This is a genomic window from Amycolatopsis sp. WQ 127309 (assembly GCF_023023025.1).
GTDB lineage: Bacteria > Actinomycetota > Actinomycetes > Mycobacteriales > Pseudonocardiaceae > Amycolatopsis.
The window spans coordinates 1542243-1563933 of the sequence record NZ_CP095481.1 but is presented as its reverse complement, the minus strand read 5'-3'; the positions used below and the strand labels follow the sequence as shown (position 1 = coordinate 1563933).

Genomic DNA, 21691 nt, shown 5'->3' with positions numbered 1-21691 from the left:
CCCCCATCAGTGTCACAGTCGGGGGCGAGTATAGGGCGTGGCTACGGACGCCCCGGCCGAGTGGGGCGGGGCAGGTGCGTCCGGGCGAACGCGATCAGGGCGCGGGCCGCCGGGCCGATCGGGCCCTCCGCGCGCCACGCCAGGGCCAGCACCCCGCGCAGCCGCGGCCGGACGATGCCGAGCACCCGCACGTCACCCTCGTGGTAGCGGGCCAGTGACTCCGGCACCACCGCCACGCCGAGGCCGCGCACCGCCAGCTGCACCAGCACGTTCGGGTCCGCCGCCTCGAACGCGATCCGCGGCGTCAGCCCTTCGGCCGCGAAGGCCCGGTCCAGCGCCGTGCGCAGGCCGGTGCCCTTCGGCAGGGCCATCAGCGGCGGTCCGGCCAGGTCGGCCGGCGCGACCTCCGCGCGGCCGGCCAGCGGACCCGACGGCGCCGTGACGGCCAGGAACGGCTCGTCGATCAGCACCTGCGTCGCGATGCCCGGCGGCGGCTCGGCCGCGAGGCCGACGATCGCCAGGTCGAGCCGGCCCTCCCGCAACGCCGTCAGCATCGTGTCGGAGTTGGCCTCGGCCAGCGTGATCTCCACCGCCGGGTAGCGCTCGTGGAACCCGGCAAGCAGGTCCGGCAGCCCGACCGGGCCCGCCGACGTCACGGCGCCGAGCGCGACCTGGCCGCGGACCAGCCCGGCCAGCTCGTCGACGGCTTCGCGCACGCCCTGCACCGCCGCGAGCGCGGCCCGGGCGTGCGGCAGCGCGGCCGCGCCGACGTCGGTGAGCCGGACGGTGCGGCCGGAGCGCTCCAGCAGCTCCTGGCCCAGCTCGCGCTCGAGCCGCCGGATCTGCGCACTCACCCCGGGCTGGGCGACGTGCATCCGCTCCGCCGCGCGCGTGAAGCTGCCCTCCTCCGCGACGGCGACGAAGTACGCGAGCTGGTGCAGTTCCATAAGCACTGATTCTAGCTGGGATACCAACCAGATCTTGGACTTCTGATCGTCGCGGATCGAAGGTGGACGGAGCACCGAAGGAGGAGTTCACGATGGACGTCACCCCGCTCACCGGCCAGGTCTTCGAGCCGGGCCAAGACGGCTACGCCGACGAGGTCGCCGGCTTCCAGCTCGCCGTCACCAGCCGGCCCGCCGTGGTCGTCGGCGCCGAGACCGCCGCCGACGTCGTCACCGCCGTCCGGTTCGCCGCGGCCCACGGCCTGCGCGTCACCGTGCAGGCCACCGGGCACGGCCTGACCGCGGGCACCGACGGGCTGCTGATCAGCACCCGCCGGCTGACCGGCGTGGAAGTCGACGCCGAGGCCGGCACCGCCCGCGTCGAGGCCGGGGTCCGCTGGGGCGCGGTGCTCGAAGCCGCCGCGAAGCACGGGCTCGCCCCGCTCAGCGGCTCGTCGCCGGACGTCGGCGTCGTCGGTTACACCCTCAGCGGCGGCTTCGGCCTGATGGCGCGGAAGTACGGCCGCGCCGCCGACCACGTGCGCGCGATCGACGTCGTGACCGCCGACGGCTCGGTGCGGCACGTCGAGGCGGGTTCGGACCTGTTCTGGGCGTTGCGCGGCGGCCGGGCGGACTTCGGCATCGTGACCGCGCTGGAGATCGGCCTGGTCCCGGTCACCGAGCTGTACGGCGGCGGCCTCTACTTCGGCACCGAGGACATCCCCGCGGTGCTGCGGGCCTGGCGCACGTGGGCGTCGAGCGCGCCCGACACGCTGACGACGTCACTCGCGATGATCCCGTACCCCGACCTGCCGATGGTGCCGGAACCGTTGCGCGGCAAGCACATCGCGCACGTCCGGGTCGCCTACCTCGGCGACGGCGGTGACGACCTCGTCGCGCCGCTGCGGGCCGCGGCGCCCGCGTTGCTGGACACGCTGAAGCCGATGCCGTTCCGCGAGTCCGGCTCGATCGCGGCCGAGCCGCCGCACCCGCACGGCTACCACGGCACCAACGCGACGGTCACCCAGCTCAACGACGCCATGCTCGACGCGATCGTCGAGCACGCGGGCCCGGGCGCGGACGTCGGCACCGTGCTGATCGTCGACCGGCTGGGCGGCGCGCTCACCCGGCCGCCCGCGGTGCCAGGCGTCGGCTGGGACAGCGCGGCGGAGTTCGTCGTCCGGGCGCTTTCCGTGGTCGAGGCCGGGATCGAGCCGGTCCGGCGGGCACACGCGAAGCTGTTCGACGCGCTGACGCCGTGGTCGAGCGGGCGGCTGCTGCCGTTCGTGTACGGCGAGCACGACCCGGCGGAGGTCGCCGAGAGCGTCTACCCGGCGGGCGACCTGCGGCGGTTGCGCGAGCTGAAGCGCGAGTACGACCCGAAGGCCACCTTCGGTGCTTGATGTCGGAAGCGCCCGGTTACAGTGCCGGGTCGGCACCAGCCATCCGAGGGGATTCCATGACGGCGATCGAGGCGGACGTCGAGCCACCGGTGACCGCGCCCGCCCGCCGCCGGCCCCCGGTCGTCGTCTCGGTGCTCCTGCTGGCCGTGTTCCTCGTCGGTGCCTGGGCCGCGTGGTTCCTGACGATCGACGACGCGTTCATCAGCTTCCGCTACTCGGCGAACTTCGCGGCCGGGCACGGCCCGGTGTGGAACGTCGACGGCCCGCGCGTCGAGGGCTTCACGAACTTCGCCTGGGTCGTCTGGTCCGGGCTCGGCGCGTGGCTCGGGCTGGCGCTGCCGCTGTTCACCAAGGTGACTTCGCTGCTGCTCGGCCTGGGGACGCTGTACCTGCTCATCCGCGAAGGCCACCGCCGCGCGGGGCTCACCGGTGTGCTGGTCGGCGCGGGTGCGTACGTCGTGTTCCTGCCGACCTACTTCCACATCACCGCCGGGCTGGAGACGGCCGCGTTCGCCGCGGTGCTGCTGCGCGTCGTCGTGCTCGGCCTGCGGGTGCCGGCGAACGAACGCGTGCGCGTGTGGGAGCCGCCGGTCCTGCTGCTCCTGCTCGGCATGCTCCGGCCCGAAGGCGTGCTCGCCGCGCTGCCCGTGGTGGCCCTGTGGTTCTGGCGCGAACGCGGTGCGGCCCGCTGGTGGTGGACCGGCGGCGCGGCGGTCGTCGGCGCGGTGTACTTCGTGTGGCGCTGGCGGTTCTACGGCCAGCTGCTGCCGAACACCTTCTACGTCAAGTTCGGCAACCTCGACTCCGGCTGGGTGTGGACCAAGCACACGACACTGCTGCTGCTCCCGCTCCTGCTGCTGACGCTCTCGCTGCTGCTGCGCCGGGCAACACGCGCGATCGGCGCGCTGCTCGTGGTGACGGTGGCGGTCACGTATCTGACGTACGCGGTGTCCGGGCCGACCATGGACTACCTCGACCGCTTCGCCGACCACGCGATCCCCGTGCTGTGCCTGGGCGCCGGGATCGCCGCCGGGACGCTGGCGCCGCGTCTCGTGGGTGCCCTGCTCGGGCTGGTGGCCGTCGGCTGGTCCGCCGTCGCCGGAGCGAGCGCGCCCGACCTGGGCGTGATCGCGAACTACGGTCCCGACCTGCAGCGCGCGCACATCGCGATCGGCAAGGGGCTGGCCGAAGCCGACGTCCCGGCGCCGGCCCGCAGCCTCGCCGTCACCGACGCCGGCGCGATCCCGTACTACAGCGGCTGGCAGTCGATCGACTACATCGGCCTCAACGACGCGGCGATCTCCCACGGCGCCAACCCGACCCAGGTCGTCACGCAGGCGCGGCCGACGGTGATCGTGGTGACCGCGAACGGCCCGGAGCCGTCCGGCATCCGCTACGGCTTCGACTTCGCGCAGGGGACCGCGGGCTACCAGCAGGTCGCAGCCGTCGAGATGCGCGCCGGTTACTGGCAGGACGTCTTCGCGCTGCCGCGGTACGCGGACACGATCGGGCAGCACGTCCGGCAGGAGGCCGACGCCGCCGGACGGGCCAACGACCCGGGGCGGCCGGAGGACACCGTCGACCGCTGGCTGGACCGGCTCCGCTCGCAGCTGCCGTTCTGAGGAAGGCTCGCAACGAGTTGACCGCTTCGCGCGCGCGGGCGAAGGTGGGCCGATGAGCAGCGATGAGCTCCGTCACGGCGTGAAGCTGAGCAGTCTCGACCAGGAGGTCTTCCCCGGTGCGGGGGCCACCAAGCGCGAGATGCTCGACTACCTCGAAGCGGTCGCCGACCGGATGGTGCCGGAGCTGCGCGACCGGCCGTTGTCGGTGGTGCGGGTGCTGCGCGGCCAGGGGCCGTTCATGCAGAAGAACCTGCCGAAGTACACGCCGGACTGGGTCGAGCGGATGCCGCTGTGGGCCGACCGCTCGCGCCGCGAAGTCATCTACGCGCTCGGCAACGACCTGCGCACGCTGATCTGGTTCGGCAACCAGCGGGCGATCGAGTACCACGTGACGCTCTTCCGCGGCGAGCCCACGACCGGGCCGACGCACCTCGTCCTCGACCTCGACCCGCCGGAGGAAGGCCCGTTCACGCTGGCGATCGACGCCGCGAAGCTGGTGCGCGAGGCGCTGCAGGCCGACGGCCTCGACGGCGCCGTCAAGACCAGTGGTTCGAAGGGGCTGCACGTCTTCGTCCCGCTCGCCCCGGGCCAGTCGACCGAAGACATCGCGGCGGCCACGCGGGCGGTGGCGGCCCGCGCTGAGCGCATCGACCCCGCGCGCGGCACGACGGAGTTCGTCAAGGACCGCCGTGACGGCAAGGTCTTCCTGGACTCGACCCGCTCCGGCGGCGGCACGGTCGTCTGCGTCTACAGCCCCCGCAACCGCCCGGGCGCGCCGGTGTCGTTCCCGGTCCGCTGGGCCGACCTGGACGGCGTGAAGCCGTCGGACTTCACGGTCCACACCGCGCCGGGCCTGCTCGCCGACGGCGACCCGTGGACGGCGGAGATGCCGGAGCCGTTCGTGCTGCCGGCGGACCTGGTCGAGGAGGGCCACACGATCCCGGTCGCCCGGGTGGCCGCGATGCACGAAGGCAAGCGCCGCGCCAAGGCCGCCCGCGAGTCGGGCTGACCCGGGTTCGCCCAAGTCCGTGAATGCCACATTGAGGGACGCTATGTCCCTCAATGTGGCATTCACGGACTTGGAACCAGCGGCTAAGCGGCCTGGTTGTGGCCCGGCAGCGCGGTGCCGTGGCCGAGGCGGCGGGTGAGGACCACGATCGGGGCCGGGCTCGCCGCCTGGACGCGCGTCCGGGCCAGCCAGACGACGTCGCGGCCGAACGACCAGACCAGCGACGTCAGCGCGAAGACCACCGCCGCGAACGTCCACGCCACCGGCAGGATCTCCGACACCGCGACCACCAAGACCACGCCCTGGACCGCGGCCACCGTCTTGCGGGCCATGCTCGGGTACAGCGGCGCCGTCAGCCACGGCATCGCCCACGACGCCGCGACGAACGCGTAGCGCATCAGGCCGATCGCCAGCACCCACAGGCCGAGCTTCTCCGACACCTGGACGCACAGCAGCAGGATCAGGAACGCGTCGACCTCCATGTCGAAGCGCGCGCCGAACTCCGACGTCGTCCCGGTGCGGCGGGCGACCTGGCCGTCGACGCCGTCCAGGGCCAGGGCGACGGCGATCAGCGCGACCAGCCACGCGATCGGCTGGTGGGCGTCCGCGATCAGTTCCGCGGCGGAGCCGACGAGCGTCGCCCGGGCGAAGGTGATCCAGTCCGCCGGACCGAAGCCCCCGCGGCCGGTTCGTCGCAGGCCCCAGCCCGTCAGCAGCACCAGCGCGAGGCCGAACACGAGCCCGGTCGCCCAGGCGATCGGCGCGAGGCCACCGGCGACGGCCCCGGCGGTGAGCACCCACGCCGGCACCGCCGCGCGTAGGAGAAGTCCGTGCTTGATCATCGTCCGCTCCGCGAATTTGCTCATAGGGTGGCGGCGACACCAGCCTCCGGTCGCCTGCTAGGAGAAACACGTGGAACGCGCTTTCTGGGTTCAAAAGCCGGGCGAAGGCGAGATCCGGCCCGTGACGCTGCGCGACCCCGGACCGGGCGAAGTCCTTGTGCGCACGCTGTGTTCGGGCGTCTCGCGCGGCACCGAGACCCTCGTGTTCCGCGGCGGCGTCCCGGCGAGCCAGTACGACGTCATGCGCGCGCCGTTCCAGGACGGCGAGTTCCCCGGCCCGGTGAAGTACGGCTACCTCAACGTCGGCGTCGTCGAAACCGGCGAGCTCCGGGGCAAGACCGTCTTCTGCCTCTACCCGCACCAGACCGCGTACGTCGTCCCGGTGAGCGCGGTGACCCTCGTGCCCGACAACGTCCCGCCCGGCCGCGCGATCCTCGCCGGCACCGTCGAGACCGCGGTCAACGCCGTGTGGGACGCGCGGCCGCGGCTCGGTGACCGGATCGCCGTGATCGGCGCCGGGATGGTCGGCGCCAGCGTCGCGAAACTGCTCAACGGCTTCCCCGCGACGCGCGTGCAGCTCATCGACGTCGACCCGCGGCAGAAAGAGATCGCCGACGCACTCGGCGTCGGCTTCGCGACACCGGAAGCGGCGCTGGGCGACTGCGACCTCATCGTCCACGCGAGCGCGTCCGAAGCCGGCCTCGCTAAGGCGCTGGAGCTGCTCGCGCCGGAGGGCGAGGTCGTCGAGCTGTCCTGGTACGGCGACCGGAAGGTCAGCGTGCCGCTCGGCGAGAACTTCCACTCGCGACGGCTGACGATCCGCAGCAGCCAGGTCGGCACGGTCGCGCGCCCGGACCGCGACTACGCGCAGCGGCTCGGCGTCGCTCTCGATCTTCTGGCCGATCCGGCGTTCGAGGCGCTGGTCAACGGCGAATGCGCGTTTGACGACCTGCCGTCGGTGTTACCCCGGTTGGCCACGAATGAACTTTCCGCCCGCTGCCTCCGTGTCATGTATCAGCCGCAGTAACCACGTCCACCCCGAACGCATCGGAGGTCTTGGTGTTCAGCATCACCGTCCGTGACCACGTGATGGTCGCCCACAGCTTCCGCGGAGAAGTCTTCGGACCCGCGCAACGCCTGCACGGCGCGACCTTCGTGGTGGATGCCACCTTCCGCCGGACCGACCTCGACGAGGACAACATCGTCGTCGACATCGGCAAGGCCACGGAAGAGCTCGGGGCGGTGCTGAGCGACCTGAACTACCGCAACCTCGACGACGAGCCGGTGTTCAAGGGCATCAACACCTCGACCGAGTTCCTCGCGAAGGTCGTCGCCGACCGCCTCGCCGACGCGATCCACGCCGGCCGCCTCGGCGAAGGCGCGCGCGGGCTCGAAGGCATCACCGTCTCGCTGAAGGAATCGCACGTCGCCTGGGCGAGTTACGAGCGTGCGCTGTGAACGCCCTCTACGTCATCCTGCCCGGCGACGTCGACGACCCGGCCGTCCCGAGCGGCGGCAACACCTACGACCGCCGGATGTGCGACGGCCTCACCGCGGCCGGCCTCGACGTCCACGAGATCGCCGTCAGCGGCAGCTGGCCGCGGCCGGACACCGAGGCGCGCGCGGTCCTCGGCCACCTGCTCGCGGCGCTGCCCACCGGGTCCGCCGTGCTGCTCGACGGCCTGGTCGCGTGCGGTGTGCCCGAGGTGATCGTCCCGCAGGCGCGTCGCCTGTCGCTGTCGGTCCTGGTGCACCTGCCGCTGGCCGACGAGACCGGCCTGCCGCCCGCGCTCGCCGCCGAGCTGGACGCGCTGGAGCGCGAGACGCTGCACGCCGCGAGCTCGGTCGTCGCGACCAGCGAGTGGGCGGCGCGGCGGCTGATCCGCCACCACGGCCTGGCCCCGCACCGCGTCCACGCCGTGACGCCCGGGGTCGACCCGGCGCCGCTGTCGATCGGCACCGACGGCATGTCGCGCCTGGTCTGCGTGGCCAACGTGACCCCGCGCAAGGGCCAGGGCGTGCTCGCCCAGGCCCTCGAAACCGTCGCCGACCTGCGCTGGACCTGCGAATGCGTCGGTGGGATCCGCCGGGAGACGAAGTACGTCGAGCGGCTGCGCGAGCACCGCCTCGGCGCCCGGTTCACCCTCACCGGCCCGCGGACCGGCCCGGCGCTCGCCGCGACCTACCACTCCGCCGACCTGCTCGTGCTGCCTTCGCGCGCCGAGACGTTCGGCATGGTCGTCACCGAGGCCCTCTCCCGCGGCGTGCCGGTGCTGACCACCGACGTCGACGCGCTGCCCGACACCGTCGGCGTCGCGCCGGACGGCTCGGTGCCCGGGATGCTCGTGCCGGGCGACGACGTCGAAGCGCTCGGGGCCGCGCTGCGCCGCTGGCTGACCGAAGCCGACCTGCGCAAGCGTTTGCGCACGTCGGCGCAGCTGCGCCGCGAGACGCTGACCGGCTGGGACGCCACCGCGCGCCGGATCGCCGAGGTGCTGCAGCGGCAGGAGGCCGCCGCATGAGTACCTATTCGCCCGAGTGGCTGAGCCTGCGGGAGCCCGCTGACGCGGCGGCCCGCGCACCCCAGCTGCTCGAACCGCTGCGGGACTACCTGCCGGAAGACGAAGACGTCGTCATCCGCGACCTCGGCTGCGGCACCGGCTCGCTCGGCCGCTGGCTGGCCGCGCGCCTGCCCGGCACCCAGCACTGGATCCTGCACGACCGCGACACCGCCCTGCTCGCCCACGCCCAGGCGGGCCTGCCGCGGACCGCGCTCGACGGCAGCCCCGTCGACGTCGTCACCGAGCAGCGCGACGTCACGGCGTTGCGCGCGCCGGACCTCGCCGGGACGTCGCTGGTCACCGCGTCCGCGCTGCTCGACCTGCTGACCAAGGACGAGGTCACGGCGCTGGCCGGCGCGATCGTCGGGGCCGGCTGCGCGGCGCTGCTGATGCTCTCGGTGGACGGCCGCGTCGAGCTGTCGCCCGCCGACCCGCTCGACGACGAGATCGCCGCCGCGTTCAACGCCCACCAGCGCCGGATCACCGCCGGCCGCCGCCTGCTCGGCCCGGCCGCGCTGGACGTCGCCGCGACCGCGTTCGGCCGGCTCGGCGCGACCGTGGTCCGCGCGGCCAGCGCCTGGCGCCTCGGCCCCGGCCAGGCCGAACTGCAGGCCGAGTGGCTGCGCGGCTGGGTCGGCGCCGCTGTCGAACAGGTCCCGGACCTGCTCCCGGCCGCCGACGTCTACCTGCAGCGCCGGCTGGAGATGGCGCAGGCCGGCGAGCTGCACGCGGTGATCCACCACGGCGACCTGCTGGTCCTGCCGCCGAGCCTGGAGGTGGCGGCGTGAAGCGCGCGCTGGCCTGGCTGCGCATCCTCGGCGCCGTCGGCATCCTCGCCGTGCTCGTCTGGCAGCTCGGCAGCGGTGCCTTCCTCGACGGCCTCGGCCGGATCGACACCGTCGGCGTGGTGGCCGCGCTCGGCATCGGCTTCGCGACGACGCTGTTCAGCGCGGGCCGCTGGCAGATCGTCGCCACCCGGCTCGGCCTGCGGCTTTCGCTGCGGACCGCGGTCGGCGACTACTACCGCGCGCTGTTCCTCAACGGCGTGCTGCCCGCGGGCGTCCTCGGCGACGTCCACCGCGCGGTCCAGCACGGCCGCGAGTCCGGCGACGTGCCGCGCGGCGTGCGCGCCGTCGTCCTCGAACGCACCGCCGGGCAGGTCGTCCTGATCGGCTCCGCCGTCACCGTCGTGCTGGCCTGGCCGGGGGTCGTGCCGGGCGCGTTCCGCCAGGTCGTGACGCTCTGCGGGGTCGTCGTGGTGCTGCTCGCGGTCGCCGCCGCGGTGATCGGCCGGACGCTCGGCGGCCGCTGGATCCACAGCCCGTCGAAGGTGCGCCGCGGCTTCGCCGCCACGCTCGCCGACGTCCGCCTGGGCCTGCTGACCCGCGAGACGTGGCCCGCCGTCGGCTTCCTGTCGGTCGCGACGCTGGCCGGGCACCTGGCCCTGTTCGTCGTCGCCGCCCGCGTCGCCGGGGTGGATGCGCCGGTCGGGCAGCTGCTGCCCCTGATGATCCTCGCGCTGCTCGCGATGGGTCTCCCGCTCAACGTCGGTGGCTTCGGCCCGCGCGAAGGCGTCTGCGCCCTGCTCTTCGGCGCGGCCGGCCTCGGCGCCGCCCAAGGTGTCACCGTCGCCGTCGTCTACGGCGTGCTCTCGCTGGTCGCGAGCCTGCCCGGCGCCGGTGTCCTGCTCGTCCGGAGCATCGCCGGGTTCCGCCTGGCCCGCGCTCCGCACGCCGGAACCGTCCCCGCCCCGCGCACGGCGGCCGACGTTCCTGTCGAATCGGAGATGGGATTGAAGTCATGACCGCAAGCGAAGCCGTCGAAAACCTGCCGCACCGGGCCGTGGTCGAGCGGGTGGTCGACACCCGGCTGCCGACGCGGCACGGGACCTTCCGCGCGGTCGGCTACCTCGACCGGACCGGCACCGAGCAGGTCGCGCTGGTCCACGGCGAGATCACCGAGCTCGGGACGCTCACCCGCGTCCACAGCGAGTGCCTGACCGGGGACGTCTTCGCCTCGACGCACTGCGAATGCGGCGACCAGCTGGCGGCGGCCCTGGACCGGATCGTCGAAGAGGGCGCCGGCGTGCTGATCTACGTCCAGGGCCACGAGGGCCGCGGGATCGGCCTGCTGGCCAAGCTCAAGGCGATGCGCCTGCAGGACGAAGGCCTCGACACGGTCGACGCGAACGTGGCCCTCGGCCTGCCGATCGACGCCCGCGACTACCACTCGGCGGCGGGCATCCTGCAGGACCTCGGTGTCCGCTCGGTGCGGCTGCTGTCGAACAACCCGGAAAAGGCCAACCAGCTCACCCGCTACGGAATCCGCATCAGCGAGCTGGTTCCACTGCTGGTTCCGCCGAATCCGGAGAGCCTCCGCTACCTCCGGACGAAGGCCGAGCGGATGGACCACCTGCTCCCGCACCTGTCAGGCGCTTAACACCTCCAGCACCGCGGCGAAGCGCTGGACCAGCGTGTCCAGCACGACGTGCCCCTTCGCCGCGGTCGCCAGCGACGGCCGGCCGACGACGCCCGACTCCGTGTACGCCCGCAGGCCCAGCGTCAGCAGGTGTTCGCGGTCGGTGACGTGGTCGGCCGTCTCGTAGCCGGGCCGGACCAGGTGCGGGTGCGCGTGCAGCAGGATCGACGTCTCCAGCTCGCCCGCGTGCATGTCGTCGTCCAGCGACGTCCGCAGGCCGGCCGCGGTGTGCGCGGCCTGCCAGTCCGCGACGCCGGGGAACAGCGCCATCGACCCTTTCGACTCCTGGACCACATTGGACAGTACGTAGTTGCCGCCGTGCCCGTTGACCAGCACGAGCCGGTCCACGCCGGACGCTTCGAGCGAGTCCGCGACGTCGGTGACGACGGCGTGCAGCGTGCGCGCCGAGACGCTGACCGTGCCGGGCCACGCGGCGTGCTCGTGCGAGCAGGAGATCGGGAGCGGCGGCAGGTGCAGCACGGGGTAGGCGTCGGCGACGGCCTTGGCCAGCGTCGCGGCGATGACGGTGTCCGTCACCAGCGGCAGGTGCGCGCCGTGCTGCTCGAAGCTGCCGACCGGCAGCACCGCGACCGCCGCCCGCCGCCGCTGCTCGTCGGCCGTGGTCGCGAGCGGGAACAGGTCGGTCATGACGCACCCCTTCTCTATGTTGGTGGCATGAGCGAGCATGCCGCACTGCTGGACGTCGCGCGCGAAGCCGTGGCGAAAGCGACCGCGATCATCCGGTCGCGCCCGAGTTTTTCCGTTTCCGCGAAAGGTGATCGCGACCTGGTGACCGACGTCGACACCGCGGTCGAGGACGCGCTGCGCGAGTTCCTCGCCGCCGAGACGCCGGAGATCGGCGTCCTCGGCGAGGAGCGCGGGCACAGCGGCGACGGCGGTGATCGCTGGTGGGCGCTCGACCCGATCGACGGGACCGCGAACTTCGCCCGCGGGATTCCACTGTGCGGGATTTCCCTGGCGCTGGTGGACGGCACGCAGAGCACGGTCGCGGCGATCACGCTGCCCTATCTGGGCGTCACCTACACGGCCGCGGAAGGTGAAGGTGCGTTCGCGAACGGGGAGCGCGTCCGCGCGTCCGCCGCGACCGAGATGTCGGACGCGATGATCGCCGTGGGTGACTTCGCGATCGGTGAACTCGCGGACGAGAAGAACCGCGCCCGGCTGTTGCTCCTTTCGGACCTCGGCGCGCGGGCGCAGAAGATCAGGATGTACGGCAGCGCGGCGATCGACCTGGCGTGGGTGGCGGACGGAAAGCTCGACGCAGCACTGATTCTGGCCAACAAACCGTGGGACACGATGGCCGGCGTGCTGCTGGTGCGCGAGGCCGGCGGCGCCGTCGTCGACCGCGACGGCAGCGAGCATTCGGTCGATTCCACGGCCACGATCGCCGTCGGTGCCGGGCTGCGCAAGGAGATCGTGGACGCGCTTGATCGTGCCCATGGGGTTGTTCGTTAAGATTCCGGGTACACGGTGGGCAGCGCCACGTGCGTGATTGCACTGTCCGCGCAAGGTTTTCGGTTACGTTGGTACCGGTCGGCGGATGAGCCTGGCATGCTGGCCGGATCTCGTGGGCCGCTTCGGAGAATGGTGGATGCTCGTGGAAAGTCGCCGGATCCGCGATCGGTACCGGCTGATCGAGCCGATCGGCGGCGGCGCGATGGGCACGGTGTGGCGCGCGCAGGACGAGCGGCTCGACCGCACGGTGGCGATCAAGGAACTCCTGCTGCCGCACGACCACGACGAGGACCGCACCGAAGAAGCGAAGAACCGCGCGATGCGCGAGGCGCGGATCGCGGCCCGGTTGCAGCATTCCCACGCGATCACGGTGTTCGCCGTCCTCGAGGAAGAGGACCGGCCGTGGCTGGTGATGGAGTACCTGCCGTCGAAGAGCTTCGCCGTCCTGATCCAGGAGGAACCGGTTCCGGTCGACGACGCCATCCGCGTCGGCGCCCAGATCAGCTCCGCGCTGGCGGGCGCGCACCGCGTCGGGATCGTCCACCGCGACGTCAAGCCGGCCAACATCCTGGTCTCCGACGACGGCACGGCGAAGATCACCGACTTCGGCATCTCCCGCGCGATCGGTGACGTCAAGCTCACCGCCACCGGCGAGATCGCCGGAACGCCCGCGTACCTCGCGCCCGAGATCGCCCGCGGCGAGGACGCGAGCTTCGCCGCCGACGTCTTCTCCCTCGGCGCCACGCTGTACGCCGCCGTCGAGGGCTCGACGCCGTACGGCACCTCGGACAACCCGATCGCCTTGCTCTACAAGGCGTCGAGCGGGGAGATCGAGCCGCCGGTCAAGGCCGAGCGGCTGACCCCGCTGCTGCTGCGGATGCTCGCCCCCGAACCCGACGAGCGGCCGTCGATGGACGAGGTCGAGCGGGAGCTGCGGGCGCTGCTGACGGACGACGAGCCGGGGGAGGCCGTGCTCGCGGCGACGATCCCGGAGGCGCCGGCCGCCATGCCGGCCTCGGCCGTCATCCCGCCCCCGCCGGGTGAGGTCGCCGCGGTGTCGCCGGGCGCGCGCAAGGGCATGATCGCCGTCGGTGCGGGCGCGGCGCTGCTGTGCGTCGCGGTCGTCGTGGCGATCCTGCTGGTCGTGCGCCAGAAGCCGCCGCAGGACAACGCCGCCCCACCGGCCTCGCCGGCGCCGTCCACGTCGGCTTCGGCCCCCACCTCGGCCTCGCCGTCCCCGACACCCCCGTCCACGTCGGCGCCGTCGACCTCGGCGCCGCCGACGTCACCGACGATTTCGACGGTGGCGTCCGCGAAGAACGCCGCCGACGCGCTCAACTCCTACTACCAGTTGCTCCCGGGCAACCCGGCGGAGGCGTGGAAGCTCCTGACCGCCCACTTCAAGGCGTCGCGCGGCCAGACGTACGAGACCTACACGCGCTTCTGGGGCCGGTTCAAGTCGGTGAACGCCAGCGGCGTGAAGGAGGTCGGGCCCAACCGGGTCACCGCGCACGTCGTCTACGACGGCGGCCAGGCTGAGAACGACACCTTCACCATGGTCCAGGAGAACGGCGTCTGGATGATCGACGGACAGGTCTGAACCGGCCCGGTGCCGGCCACGTGTGACAGATGAGCCGTCATCGTCGTCGACCGCGCCTGGAGGTAGCCGTGTCCGTTTCCACCGCCCTGCCCCGGCGTCCGCGATGAGGCCCGCCGACCCGATGGTCTTCATCCTCCCGGCCGCGCCGCCGGGCAGCGACAGCTACAACAAGCGCATGTGCCAGAACCTGCCCGCCGTCGGGCAGCCGGTGCTGGAGCTGCCGATCGTGGGCGACTGGCCGGAGCCGGACGCGACGGCCCGCAGACGGCTCGCGCGGTCGCTGATGGCGCTGCCCGACCGCACGGTGGTGCTGCTCGACGGCATGATCGCGGCCGGCGTCCCCGAGATCGTCGTCCCGCACGCCAGACGGCTGCGGCTGGCCGTGCTGGTCCACCAGGCCCTGGCCGACGAGCCCGGCCTCGACCCGGCGCGCCGCGCGGAGCTGGACGCGTGCGAGCGCGAGACGCTGCGGATGGCGGGCATGGTCGTCGCGACCAGCCCGTGGCTGGCCCGGCTGCTGATCGACCGCCACGACCTGGACCCGAGCCGCGTCTACGTGGCGAAGCCGGGCACGGACGCGGCCCCGCTGGCCGCCGGCGCGGACGGCGTGTCCCGCCTGCTGTGCGTCGGCGACGTCACCCGCCGCAACGGCCAGGACGTGCTGGTCGAGGCCCTGGGCGAGGTCGACCACCTCGCGCTGTCGTGCGTCTGCGTCGGCTCGCTCGAGGTGTCCCGGGGTTACGTCGACGAGCTGGGCTGGTCGATCGAACGCCTCGGGCTGGGCGGCCGGATCACGCTGTCCGGCGACGCGGTGGACCTGGGCGCGGCCTACAACGCGGCGGACCTGCTGGTCATCCCGTCACGCGGAGGTGCGTCGGGCATGTTCGTGGCGCAGGCCCTGGCCCGCGGCATCCCGGTCCTGGCGACCGAGGTGGGCGGGGTGTACGACGCCCTGGGCGTCGACGCGGACGGCGAGATGCCGGGCCTGCTGGTCCCGCCGAACGACCCCTTCGCCCTGGCGGACGCCCTGCACCGCTGGTACGCGGACCCGGAGCTACGCAGATCCCTGCGCACGGCAGCGCTGGGCCGGGGAAGCGCACTGGAGGAATGGGACGTCGCGGCCCGTCGGCTGACGCAGGTGCTGTCGAGGTTGGCGTCGGAGCCACGCATCGTCGCCTGACCCTTGTGGTGAGGCCGCGGGGTCCGAGAACCTGACGCGATGTGGCCCAGACGCCGGACCTCGTCGCCGACCGAACTCACGTCCGAGCGGGGTTATCTGGAGCTGGTCGGGCGGCAGCCCGACCAGCCGCTCCGCGATGCCTTGCTCGGTTTCCGCGATCTCGTGTCCGCGGACATCGAGTGGATCGACTCGCGCAAGAAGCGGTTCAAGCGGCCCGCGTCGCAGGTCCGAGTCGCCACACTGGCGCTCACCGGCCTGTCCACGATCGTGCTCGGCATCCCGGAGATCCCGGCGCGGGCGTCGATCGCCCTGCCGCTGGTCGCGATGGTCACGCTGCTGGGTGGGCTGGAAACTTTCTTCACCTGGCGTTCGCGCTGGTTGCTCATGGAGGAGACGCAGTACCGGATGAACCACCTGCGTGACCACATGGACTACTACCTGGTCACCACACCGACCGCGGACCTCCGGCGAGACCGGCTCGATGGCTTCTACGCCGAACAGCAGGATCTGTGGGCCGAGGTGAGCCGCCGGTGGGTGGAGTTCCGGAAGCACGACCGGGCGCCGCAGCCGGAGGTCCGGCCGTCCTGACCTTCCCGCGAAGTTCCCCGGACGCGGCCGAAAAGCCGTGAAGGCCTCCTTACCGGCCATAAGAGCCGGTAAGGAGGCCTTCACGGCTTTCAACCAGCGCTCACACCAGGGTGAGCGCGTAGATCTCCACCCGCGGGTCGTTCGGCAGGCTCACCGACTGCAGGGTCTTCCCGCCGTCCAGTGCGGCCGAGATGCCGAACAGCCGTACCGCCGGGCCGTCGACGCCGCTGCCCGCCTTGATCCGGTGCGGCATGTCCAGCACCACCGGGCTGCCCGATCCCGCCCAGTCGCCGAACGTCGCGGCGAGGTCGGCGCTCGTGCCGTCCGTGTAGTGCGCGGTCAGCGTGGTCGTCACCGGGCCGTTGTGCGACGACCCGACCAGCCGCAGCGCCGCGTGCGCACCGGCCGGGAGCAGCAGCGACTGGCCCCGCGCCTCGACGAAGTTCGCCGCGGTCCCCGATGCGTCCGGCGCCGCGTACGCGACGCCGTCCCAGGTCACCGGGCCGGCCGCCGGCAGCAGGGCGGCGTCGTAGCTCCAGCCGCCGCCGTCGAAGTTGCCCTCGGCAGACGCCGCGACCGTCGCCGTGCCGTCGTGGTTGTAGTCGCGGCCGAGGTCGACCGCGCACTGCGTCCCGGCGGAAGCGCACGCCGACGGCGTCCGGACCTCGATCGACACCGAGCGAGTCACCGTGTTCGCGCCCAGCCCGGCCGCCTTGACCTGCACCGGGTACGTCCCGGCGGCGGTGCCCGCGGGCACCGTCACCGTGATCGGCACCGTCTTCGACGTCGGGAGCCGTCCGGACCAGATCACCTGGATCGGCTGGACCTTCGTCTTCCACCCGGCCGGCGCGGTCGCCGTCACGGTCACCGGCTGCAGCAGCGGGTTCTGCGCGACGACGTCCAGGTCGAGGTGCACCTGCTGCGCCGCGCCGGCCGGGATCACCACGGACGTCTGCCGCAGCGACGCGTCGACGTGCCGCCGCAGGTCACCGACGGCGTTGTTCACCGACGGCGGCTGGGCGCCGGCCGAAGTCCCCCACGAAGACGGCTTCGACCCGAGCTTGTGGTTCAGCGTGCCGCCGTGGGCCAGGGCCGGCCAGTCCAGCGACGTCTGCCGGACGTCGCGGCCGTTGAGCGACACGCTCTGGACGTACCGGTTGGTGTCGCTCGCACCCGGCGCGTTCACCGTGAGCGTGCCGCCCTGCGACCGCCCGTACTGGCCGATCCGGACGGTCGCCGACTCGAACTGCGGGCTCGACACGGCGAGGAAGTTCGCGCCGCTCATCGTCGGGTACAGCCCGAGCGAGGAGAAGACGTACCACGCGGACATGGTGCCGAGGTCGTCGTTGCCGGTCATGCCGTCCGGGCCGGTGGTGAACAGCGTCATCGCCGCGCGGACGACGGTCGCGGTCTTCGCCGGCGCGCCGACCCAGTTGTACATGTACGGCGCGAGCAGGTCGGGCTCGTTGTTCGGGTTGTACGTCGGCTTGCCGTAGTAGTCGTACGGGCTGGCGATCCAGTCGTTGCGCGCGGTCCCCGCCGGGTCGGTGAGCAGCTTGTTGTAGACGAAGAACGAGTCGAGCCGCTTCTCCGTCGCGGGCTTGCCACCCATCAGCGAGACGAGCCCGGCCGGGTCCTGCGGCACGAGCCACTGGTACTGGTAGGCGCCGCCCTCGTGGAACTGGTGGTCGGCGTCGACCGGGTTGTACGGCGTGAGGAACGTGCCCTCGGTGGTGCGCGGGCGGAACGCCTGCGTCGAGGAGTCCCAGAGGTTCTTGTACCACTGGCCGCGGTCGGCGAACATCCGCGCGTCGGCCTGGTGGTTCAGTCCCTTCGCCATCAACGCGAGTGCCGCGTCGGCCGCCGAGTACTCCATGGTCGCCGACGCCGGGTGCTCGCAGTCGTTGTCGCCGCCCTTGGCCGCGCAGTCCGTGCCGAGCGTCAGCCCGCTCGGGATGTAGCCGCGGTCGTTGTAGTAGTCGACGCCGGAACGCCCGTTGTACGGCGAATCGGCGGGCGGCGTGCTCGTCGCGTTCTTCTTGAGCAGCGCGTACGCCTCTTCTTCGTGCCCGGCGAGCAGGCCCTTCGACCACGCCTCGACGAGGAACGGCGTCACCGGGTCGCCGGTCATGATGTTCGTTTCGCTCTCCGCCAGCGCCCAGCGCGGCAGCCAGCCGCCGTCCCGGCCGATGGCGACGACCGACAGCGCGACGTCCCGCGCGACCTGCGGTTCGAGCATTTCGAGCAGCTGGTTCTGGGGCCGGTAGGTGTCCCAGAGGGAGAAGTTCTGGTACGGCGTGTAACCGGCGGCCGTGTGCACCTTGGCGTCGAAGCCGGTGTACGTGCCGTCGGTGTCGCCGGCGAGGTTCGGGTGCAGCTGCGAGTGGTAGAGCGCGGTGTAGAACGCCGTCTGCCGGTCGGTCGTGCCGCCGCCGATCTTGATCGCGCCGAGCCGGTCGGCCCACTGCTGGTGCAGCGCCGTCTTGGTGGCGTCGAAGTCGAAGTCCTTGGTCTCGGCCGCCAGGTTCTTCCGCGCGCCGTCGAGCCCGGTGTAGGACAGCCCGACCTTGAGGACGACGTCGTGGTCGGTGGTGGCGTCGAAGCTCGCCCAGGCGCCGTTGCCGCCGGTGCCCGCGGCGTCGCGGCTCGCGGGCGTGCGCGTCGAGCCGCGCCAGGTGCCGTAGGAGCTGAACGGCCGGTCGAAGGTGGCGGTGAAGTAGACGGTGTGCTCGTCGTGCCCGGCGCAGAACCCGCCGGCGCGCACGCGGCCCTCGAGCGTCCGGTCGCCGACGACGTGGATCTCGGAGTCCTTGACGGACTGGTTGGCCTGGCCGGTGTTGAACAGGACGTTCGCCTGGCCGGTCGAGGGGAAGGTGTAGCGCTGCCAGCCGGTGCGCGCGGTCGCCGTCAGCTCCGCGTTCACGCCGTACTTCTGCAGGCCGACGCGGTAGTAGCCGGGCTCGGCGTGCTCGTCGTCGTGGCTGTAGGCAGACTTGTAGGCGTCTTTGTCAACGTTGTCGACGGCGCCGGTGGTCGGCATGATCGGCAGCTCGCCCATGACGCCGCAGCCCACGCCGGACAGGTGCGTCTGGCTGAAGCCGTAGATCGCGTTCTGCAGGTAGTCGTAACCACCCTGCCCGCCGGTGTCCGGGCTGACCTGCACCATGCCGAACGGCGCGCTCGCGCCGGGGAAGGTGTTGCCGAAGTTCTGCGTGCCGACGAACGGGTTCACCAGCGACACCGGATCGGCGGCCGCCGGCGCGGCGTGCGCCACGGCGGGGGCCAGGCCGACGACCACCACCCCCGCGGCCACCGCGGCGGCCAACCGTCTGCTCTGCGACCACATGGGCGCACCTCCCAGGAGATGACAACGTTGTCAGAAGCGGACCTTCGGTCACGTCCTCGGTCCGGTGAGCACCTTTCCACCTCGATGGGCGTTTGAGAAGCCCTCAACCGGCCGTTTCGCGCGGTAACCGAACATCGTCACGCGCGACGCCGAGCAGCGCGGCGATGCTCGGCTTGCGCTCGTCCCGCCGCCGCCAGGTCATGGTGACGCTGGTTTCCGCGCCGGCCAGCGGAATCGCCGTCGCGCCGGCGTGCTCGACGATCCCGGGCACGATCCCGCACCCCAGCCCCTGCGCGACGCACCGGCACAACGCGGCCAGGCTCCCGACCTCGGCCTCGATGACGGGCCCGTCGATCCGGTCCAGCATCTCCCGGAAGCCACAACCTCGTTGCGTGGCAAGGAATCCGACGCCGTGCAGATCGCCGGGCCGGATCTCCGCCTTGGCCGCCAAGGGATGCCCGCTGGGCACGATCACGACGAGCGGTTCCGTGCCGAGCACCTCGCTGGCGAAAGCGGGATCGGCGGGCGCGTCCCCGAAGGTGAAGCAAACGTCCACTTCGGACTCCCGGACGGCCGCGTACAGCTCGCCGCGGCCGCCTTCCCGGACCGAGACCCGCACCCGCGGCCACCGCTGCCGGTACTCCTTGAACATCCCCGGAACCCGGTGCGCGCAGAGGGTTTCGAGCGCGCCGATCGTCAGCTCGCCCTCGGGTTCACCACGTTCGTCGTCCACGGCGGCCTTGGCCTCCTCGACGAGCGCGAGCACCCGATCGGCGTACCCCACCAGCCGTTCCCCGGCCGCCGTGAGCGCCAGCCGCCGGCCGCGCTCGAACAACGGCGTCCCGAGTTCGCCTTCGAGGGCCTGGACTTGCTCGGTGACGCTGGACTGCGCGTAGTGCAGCTCACCGGCGGCCCGGGTGAAGTTGAGCGTCCGCGCGACGACGCGGAAAGTGCGCAGGTGGCGCAGTTCCATGGTGTCCCCCATCGGCGTTCCCGATACCGGCCATCGTAACTCCCTGCTTCCGTCCACGTCACGCAGCGTCCAGGCTCGAAGCCGTGCCAAGACTCCTCACCGGCCTCTCGCTGGGCTACTTCCTGGTCATGCTGGACACCACGATCGTCACGGTCGCGCTCCCGGCCCTGGCCCCATCGCTGGCTGATCAGCAGTGGATCTCGAACGGCTACACGTTGACGTTCGCGGCGTTCCTCCTGACGGCGGGCGCGTGGTCCGACCGCTACGGCGCCCGCCGGATCTTCTTCCTGGGCTTGCTGTCGTTCGCGCTGCTCTCCCTGCTCTCGGCCATGTCGGTTTCCGTCCCGATGTTGATCGCTTTACGCGCCCTGCTCGGCATCGCCGGCGCCCTGCTGGTGCCGTCGTCGCTGTCCCTGATCGCGGTCGCCTACCCGGAACCCGCGTCCCGCGCGAAGGCCATGGGCGTGTGGGCGGCGGTGAGCGGAACCGGCCTGGTGGCGGGCCCCCTGCTGGGCGGCCTGCTGACTGAGACGTTCGGCTGGCGGGCGATCTTCGTGGTGAACGTCCCGGTGGCGCTGATCGCGCTGGCCCTGTCCCGCAAGGCCCCGGCAACCCCACCCAAACCCCGCCACACCGACCTGACCGGCCAGCTGTCCGCGGTGATCGCGTTGTCGACCCTGACGTACGCCTTGGTCGAGCGGAACTGGTGGGCACTGTTGCCATCCGCATTGGCGGCGGCGGTGTTCGTGATGACCCAACGCCGCCCGGACGCGATGCTCCCGTCCCGCCTCATTTCCCGGAACCTGCTGGCGGGCGCGATGGTGAATTTCGCATTGTCGGGTGTTCTGTTTGTGCTGTCGCTGTATTTCCAGAATACCCGGGGATATTCATCGTCGTCGACGGGCTTGGCGTTCCTCCCGCTGACGATTCCGACGGCGTTCAACCCGATCTTCACCGGCCGCCTGGTGGCCCGGATCGGCCCCCGGATCCCGGCGGTGTCGGGCTTCCTCCTGATGTCGGCCGGCACGCTGCTCCAGGCGCTCGCACCTGCTCTTTCGGTGGTGGCGTTGGTGCTGCTGGGTTTCGGGGTCTCACTGGCCATCCCGTCACTGCTGACCGCCGTGGTCGGCTCTGCGCCGCGGGAACTGGCGGGCATCGCGGGCGGCGCGTTGAACGCCGCCCGCCAAACGGGCGCGGTCCTGGGCGTGGCGATCCTCGGCTCCCTGCTGAACGTCGCCACGACTGCCGTCGTACTCGTCGCGGTGAGTGTCCTGCTGGTCGCCGGCGCGTTGATTGTCGCGGGCCGCCGAGCCTGATGACAGCGCCTGTTTCCTGTTTCCTGCTTCATTGGTCAACAGGCAACTCCTTGTTGTGAATTCGTGCGTGACGAATCCTGATCGCAGGGCGCGGAAATTCCGCAGAAAGCCTCGATCAAACACCTTTCCCAAGGAGGATTCGTCATGTCCTTGCCCAAGAAGCTGGCCAAAATCGGCGGCCCGGTGCTCGCGTTCTGCATCATCGCGGCGTCCCCGCTGATCGGTTCCACCTCGGCGTTCGCGGACGGCGACGACGGCGGGACCCCGCCCCCGCCGCCCACCAGCAGCACCCCGCCGCCCGCGGGCACCAACGGCAACCCCTGGCACGGTTGAGGTGCGCCGGACCGGTCGCG

General features: G+C 72.1%; 20 protein-coding genes. 15 read left to right on the top strand and 5 right to left on the bottom strand.

The genetic code is table 11. From position 1 onward, the window contains the following. Nucleotides 1-41: 41 nt before the first annotated feature. Complete coding sequence (locus MUY22_RS06800) at nt 42-947, bottom strand: LysR family transcriptional regulator (protein WP_247058217.1); 906 nt, start codon at nt 945-947, stop codon at nt 42-44. 92 nt (nt 948-1039) lie between these two features. Between MUY22_RS06800 and MUY22_RS06795 the strand changes: the two genes are divergently transcribed. The 3 genes from MUY22_RS06795 to ligD are packed head-to-tail and all read left to right on the top strand — an operon-like array spanning nt 1040 to nt 4978. Further along, entirely contained in the window at nt 1040-2347 is a 1308-nt protein-coding gene (locus tag MUY22_RS06795; RefSeq protein ID WP_247063692.1) for an FAD-binding oxidoreductase, read from the top strand. 56 nt (nt 2348-2403) lie between these two features. Continuing rightward, the gene (locus MUY22_RS06790; protein ID WP_247058216.1) at nt 2404-3969 is read left to right on the top strand and encodes a hypothetical protein; all 1566 of its coding nucleotides are present in this window, start codon (nt 2404-2406) and stop codon (nt 3967-3969) included. 52 nt (nt 3970-4021) lie between these two features. After that, nucleotides 4022-4978 (top strand): non-homologous end-joining DNA ligase, encoded by a 957-nt coding sequence (gene ligD, locus MUY22_RS06785; protein ID WP_247058215.1) that lies wholly within the window; start codon nt 4022-4024, stop codon nt 4976-4978. Nucleotides 4979-5061: 83 nt separating this feature from the next. On the opposite strand, the gene MUY22_RS06780 is transcribed toward ligD, so the two are convergent. Beyond that, on the bottom strand, nt 5062-5820 hold the full coding sequence (locus tag MUY22_RS06780) for a CDP-alcohol phosphatidyltransferase family protein (protein ID WP_247058214.1): 759 nt from the start codon (nt 5818-5820) through the stop codon (nt 5062-5064). 70 nt (nt 5821-5890) lie between these two features. On the opposite strand from MUY22_RS06780, the gene MUY22_RS06775 reads away from it, so the two are divergent. The 6 genes from MUY22_RS06775 to ribA are packed head-to-tail and all read left to right on the top strand — an operon-like array spanning nt 5891 to nt 10820. Next, nucleotides 5891-6847 carry a zinc-binding alcohol dehydrogenase gene (locus tag MUY22_RS06775; protein ID WP_247058212.1) on the top strand — a complete coding sequence of 319 codons (957 nt, stop codon included), beginning with the start codon at nt 5891-5893 and terminating at the stop codon, nt 6845-6847. A gap of 32 nt (nt 6848-6879) precedes the next feature. Beyond that, a complete protein-coding gene (locus MUY22_RS06770; RefSeq protein WP_247058211.1) occupies nt 6880-7278 on the top strand; it encodes a 6-carboxytetrahydropterin synthase in 399 nt (132 codons plus the stop codon). Further along, nucleotides 7275-8342, top strand: a complete 1068-nt coding sequence (locus tag MUY22_RS06765) for a glycosyltransferase family 4 protein (protein ID WP_247058209.1) — start codon at nt 7275-7277, stop codon at nt 8340-8342. Before MUY22_RS06770 ends, MUY22_RS06765 begins: the two co-directional genes overlap by 4 nt. Continuing rightward, a complete protein-coding gene (locus tag MUY22_RS06760) occupies nt 8339-9169 on the top strand; it encodes a class I SAM-dependent methyltransferase (RefSeq protein WP_247058207.1) in 831 nt (276 codons plus the stop codon). Before MUY22_RS06765 ends, MUY22_RS06760 begins: the two co-directional genes overlap by 4 nt. Further along, the gene (locus MUY22_RS06755) at nt 9166-10185 is read left to right on the top strand and encodes a lysylphosphatidylglycerol synthase transmembrane domain-containing protein (protein WP_247058204.1); all 1020 of its coding nucleotides are present in this window, start codon (nt 9166-9168) and stop codon (nt 10183-10185) included. Before MUY22_RS06760 ends, MUY22_RS06755 begins: the two co-directional genes overlap by 4 nt. Then, nucleotides 10182-10820 carry a GTP cyclohydrolase II gene (gene ribA / locus MUY22_RS06750; RefSeq protein WP_247058202.1) on the top strand — a complete coding sequence of 213 codons (639 nt, stop codon included), beginning with the start codon at nt 10182-10184 and terminating at the stop codon, nt 10818-10820. Before MUY22_RS06755 ends, ribA begins: the two co-directional genes overlap by 4 nt. Here the strand turns inward: ribA and MUY22_RS06745 are convergent. Continuing rightward, nucleotides 10809-11507, bottom strand: a complete 699-nt coding sequence (locus tag MUY22_RS06745; RefSeq protein WP_247058200.1) for a creatininase family protein — start codon at nt 11505-11507, stop codon at nt 10809-10811. The genes ribA and MUY22_RS06745 overlap by 12 nt on opposite strands. Nucleotides 11508-11534: 27 nt before the next feature. Here MUY22_RS06745 and MUY22_RS06740 point away from each other — a divergent pair, with 27 nt between their 5' ends. The 4 genes from MUY22_RS06740 to MUY22_RS06725 all read left to right on the top strand — a co-directional run bounded on the left by MUY22_RS06740 (nt 11535) and on the right by MUY22_RS06725 (nt 15703). Continuing rightward, complete coding sequence (locus MUY22_RS06740) at nt 11535-12335, top strand: inositol monophosphatase family protein (protein ID WP_247063690.1); 801 nt, start codon at nt 11535-11537, stop codon at nt 12333-12335. A gap of 136 nt (nt 12336-12471) precedes the next feature. Further along, nucleotides 12472-13935 carry a serine/threonine-protein kinase gene (locus MUY22_RS06735; RefSeq protein ID WP_247058198.1) on the top strand — a complete coding sequence of 488 codons (1464 nt, stop codon included), beginning with the start codon at nt 12472-12474 and terminating at the stop codon, nt 13933-13935. Between the two features lie 121 nt (nt 13936-14056). Further along, the gene (locus MUY22_RS06730) at nt 14057-15115 is read left to right on the top strand and encodes a glycosyltransferase (RefSeq protein ID WP_247063689.1); all 1059 of its coding nucleotides are present in this window, start codon (nt 14057-14059) and stop codon (nt 15113-15115) included. A gap of 39 nt (nt 15116-15154) precedes the next feature. Then, nucleotides 15155-15703, top strand: a complete 549-nt coding sequence (locus tag MUY22_RS06725) for an SLATT domain-containing protein (protein ID WP_247058196.1) — start codon at nt 15155-15157, stop codon at nt 15701-15703. Nucleotides 15704-15803: 100 nt separating this feature from the next. Here the strand turns inward: MUY22_RS06725 and MUY22_RS06720 are convergent, their stop codons facing one another. Both MUY22_RS06720 and MUY22_RS06715 read right to left on the bottom strand, forming a co-directional pair. Next, the gene (locus tag MUY22_RS06720) at nt 15804-19049 is read right to left on the bottom strand and encodes a GH92 family glycosyl hydrolase (protein WP_247058193.1); all 3246 of its coding nucleotides are present in this window, start codon (nt 19047-19049) and stop codon (nt 15804-15806) included. A 103-nt stretch (nt 19050-19152) separates the two neighbouring features. Continuing rightward, the gene (locus MUY22_RS06715) at nt 19153-20034 is read right to left on the bottom strand and encodes a LysR family transcriptional regulator (RefSeq protein WP_247058191.1); all 882 of its coding nucleotides are present in this window, start codon (nt 20032-20034) and stop codon (nt 19153-19155) included. Between the two features lie 71 nt (nt 20035-20105). On the opposite strand from MUY22_RS06715, the gene MUY22_RS06710 reads away from it, so the two are divergent. Next, complete coding sequence (locus MUY22_RS06710) at nt 20106-21338, top strand: MFS transporter (RefSeq protein WP_247058189.1); 1233 nt, start codon at nt 20106-20108, stop codon at nt 21336-21338. Nucleotides 21339-21482: 144 nt separating this feature from the next. Beyond that, a complete protein-coding gene (locus MUY22_RS06705) occupies nt 21483-21671 on the top strand; it encodes a hypothetical protein (RefSeq protein ID WP_247058187.1) in 189 nt (62 codons plus the stop codon). Nucleotides 21672-21691 lie beyond the last annotated feature (20 nt).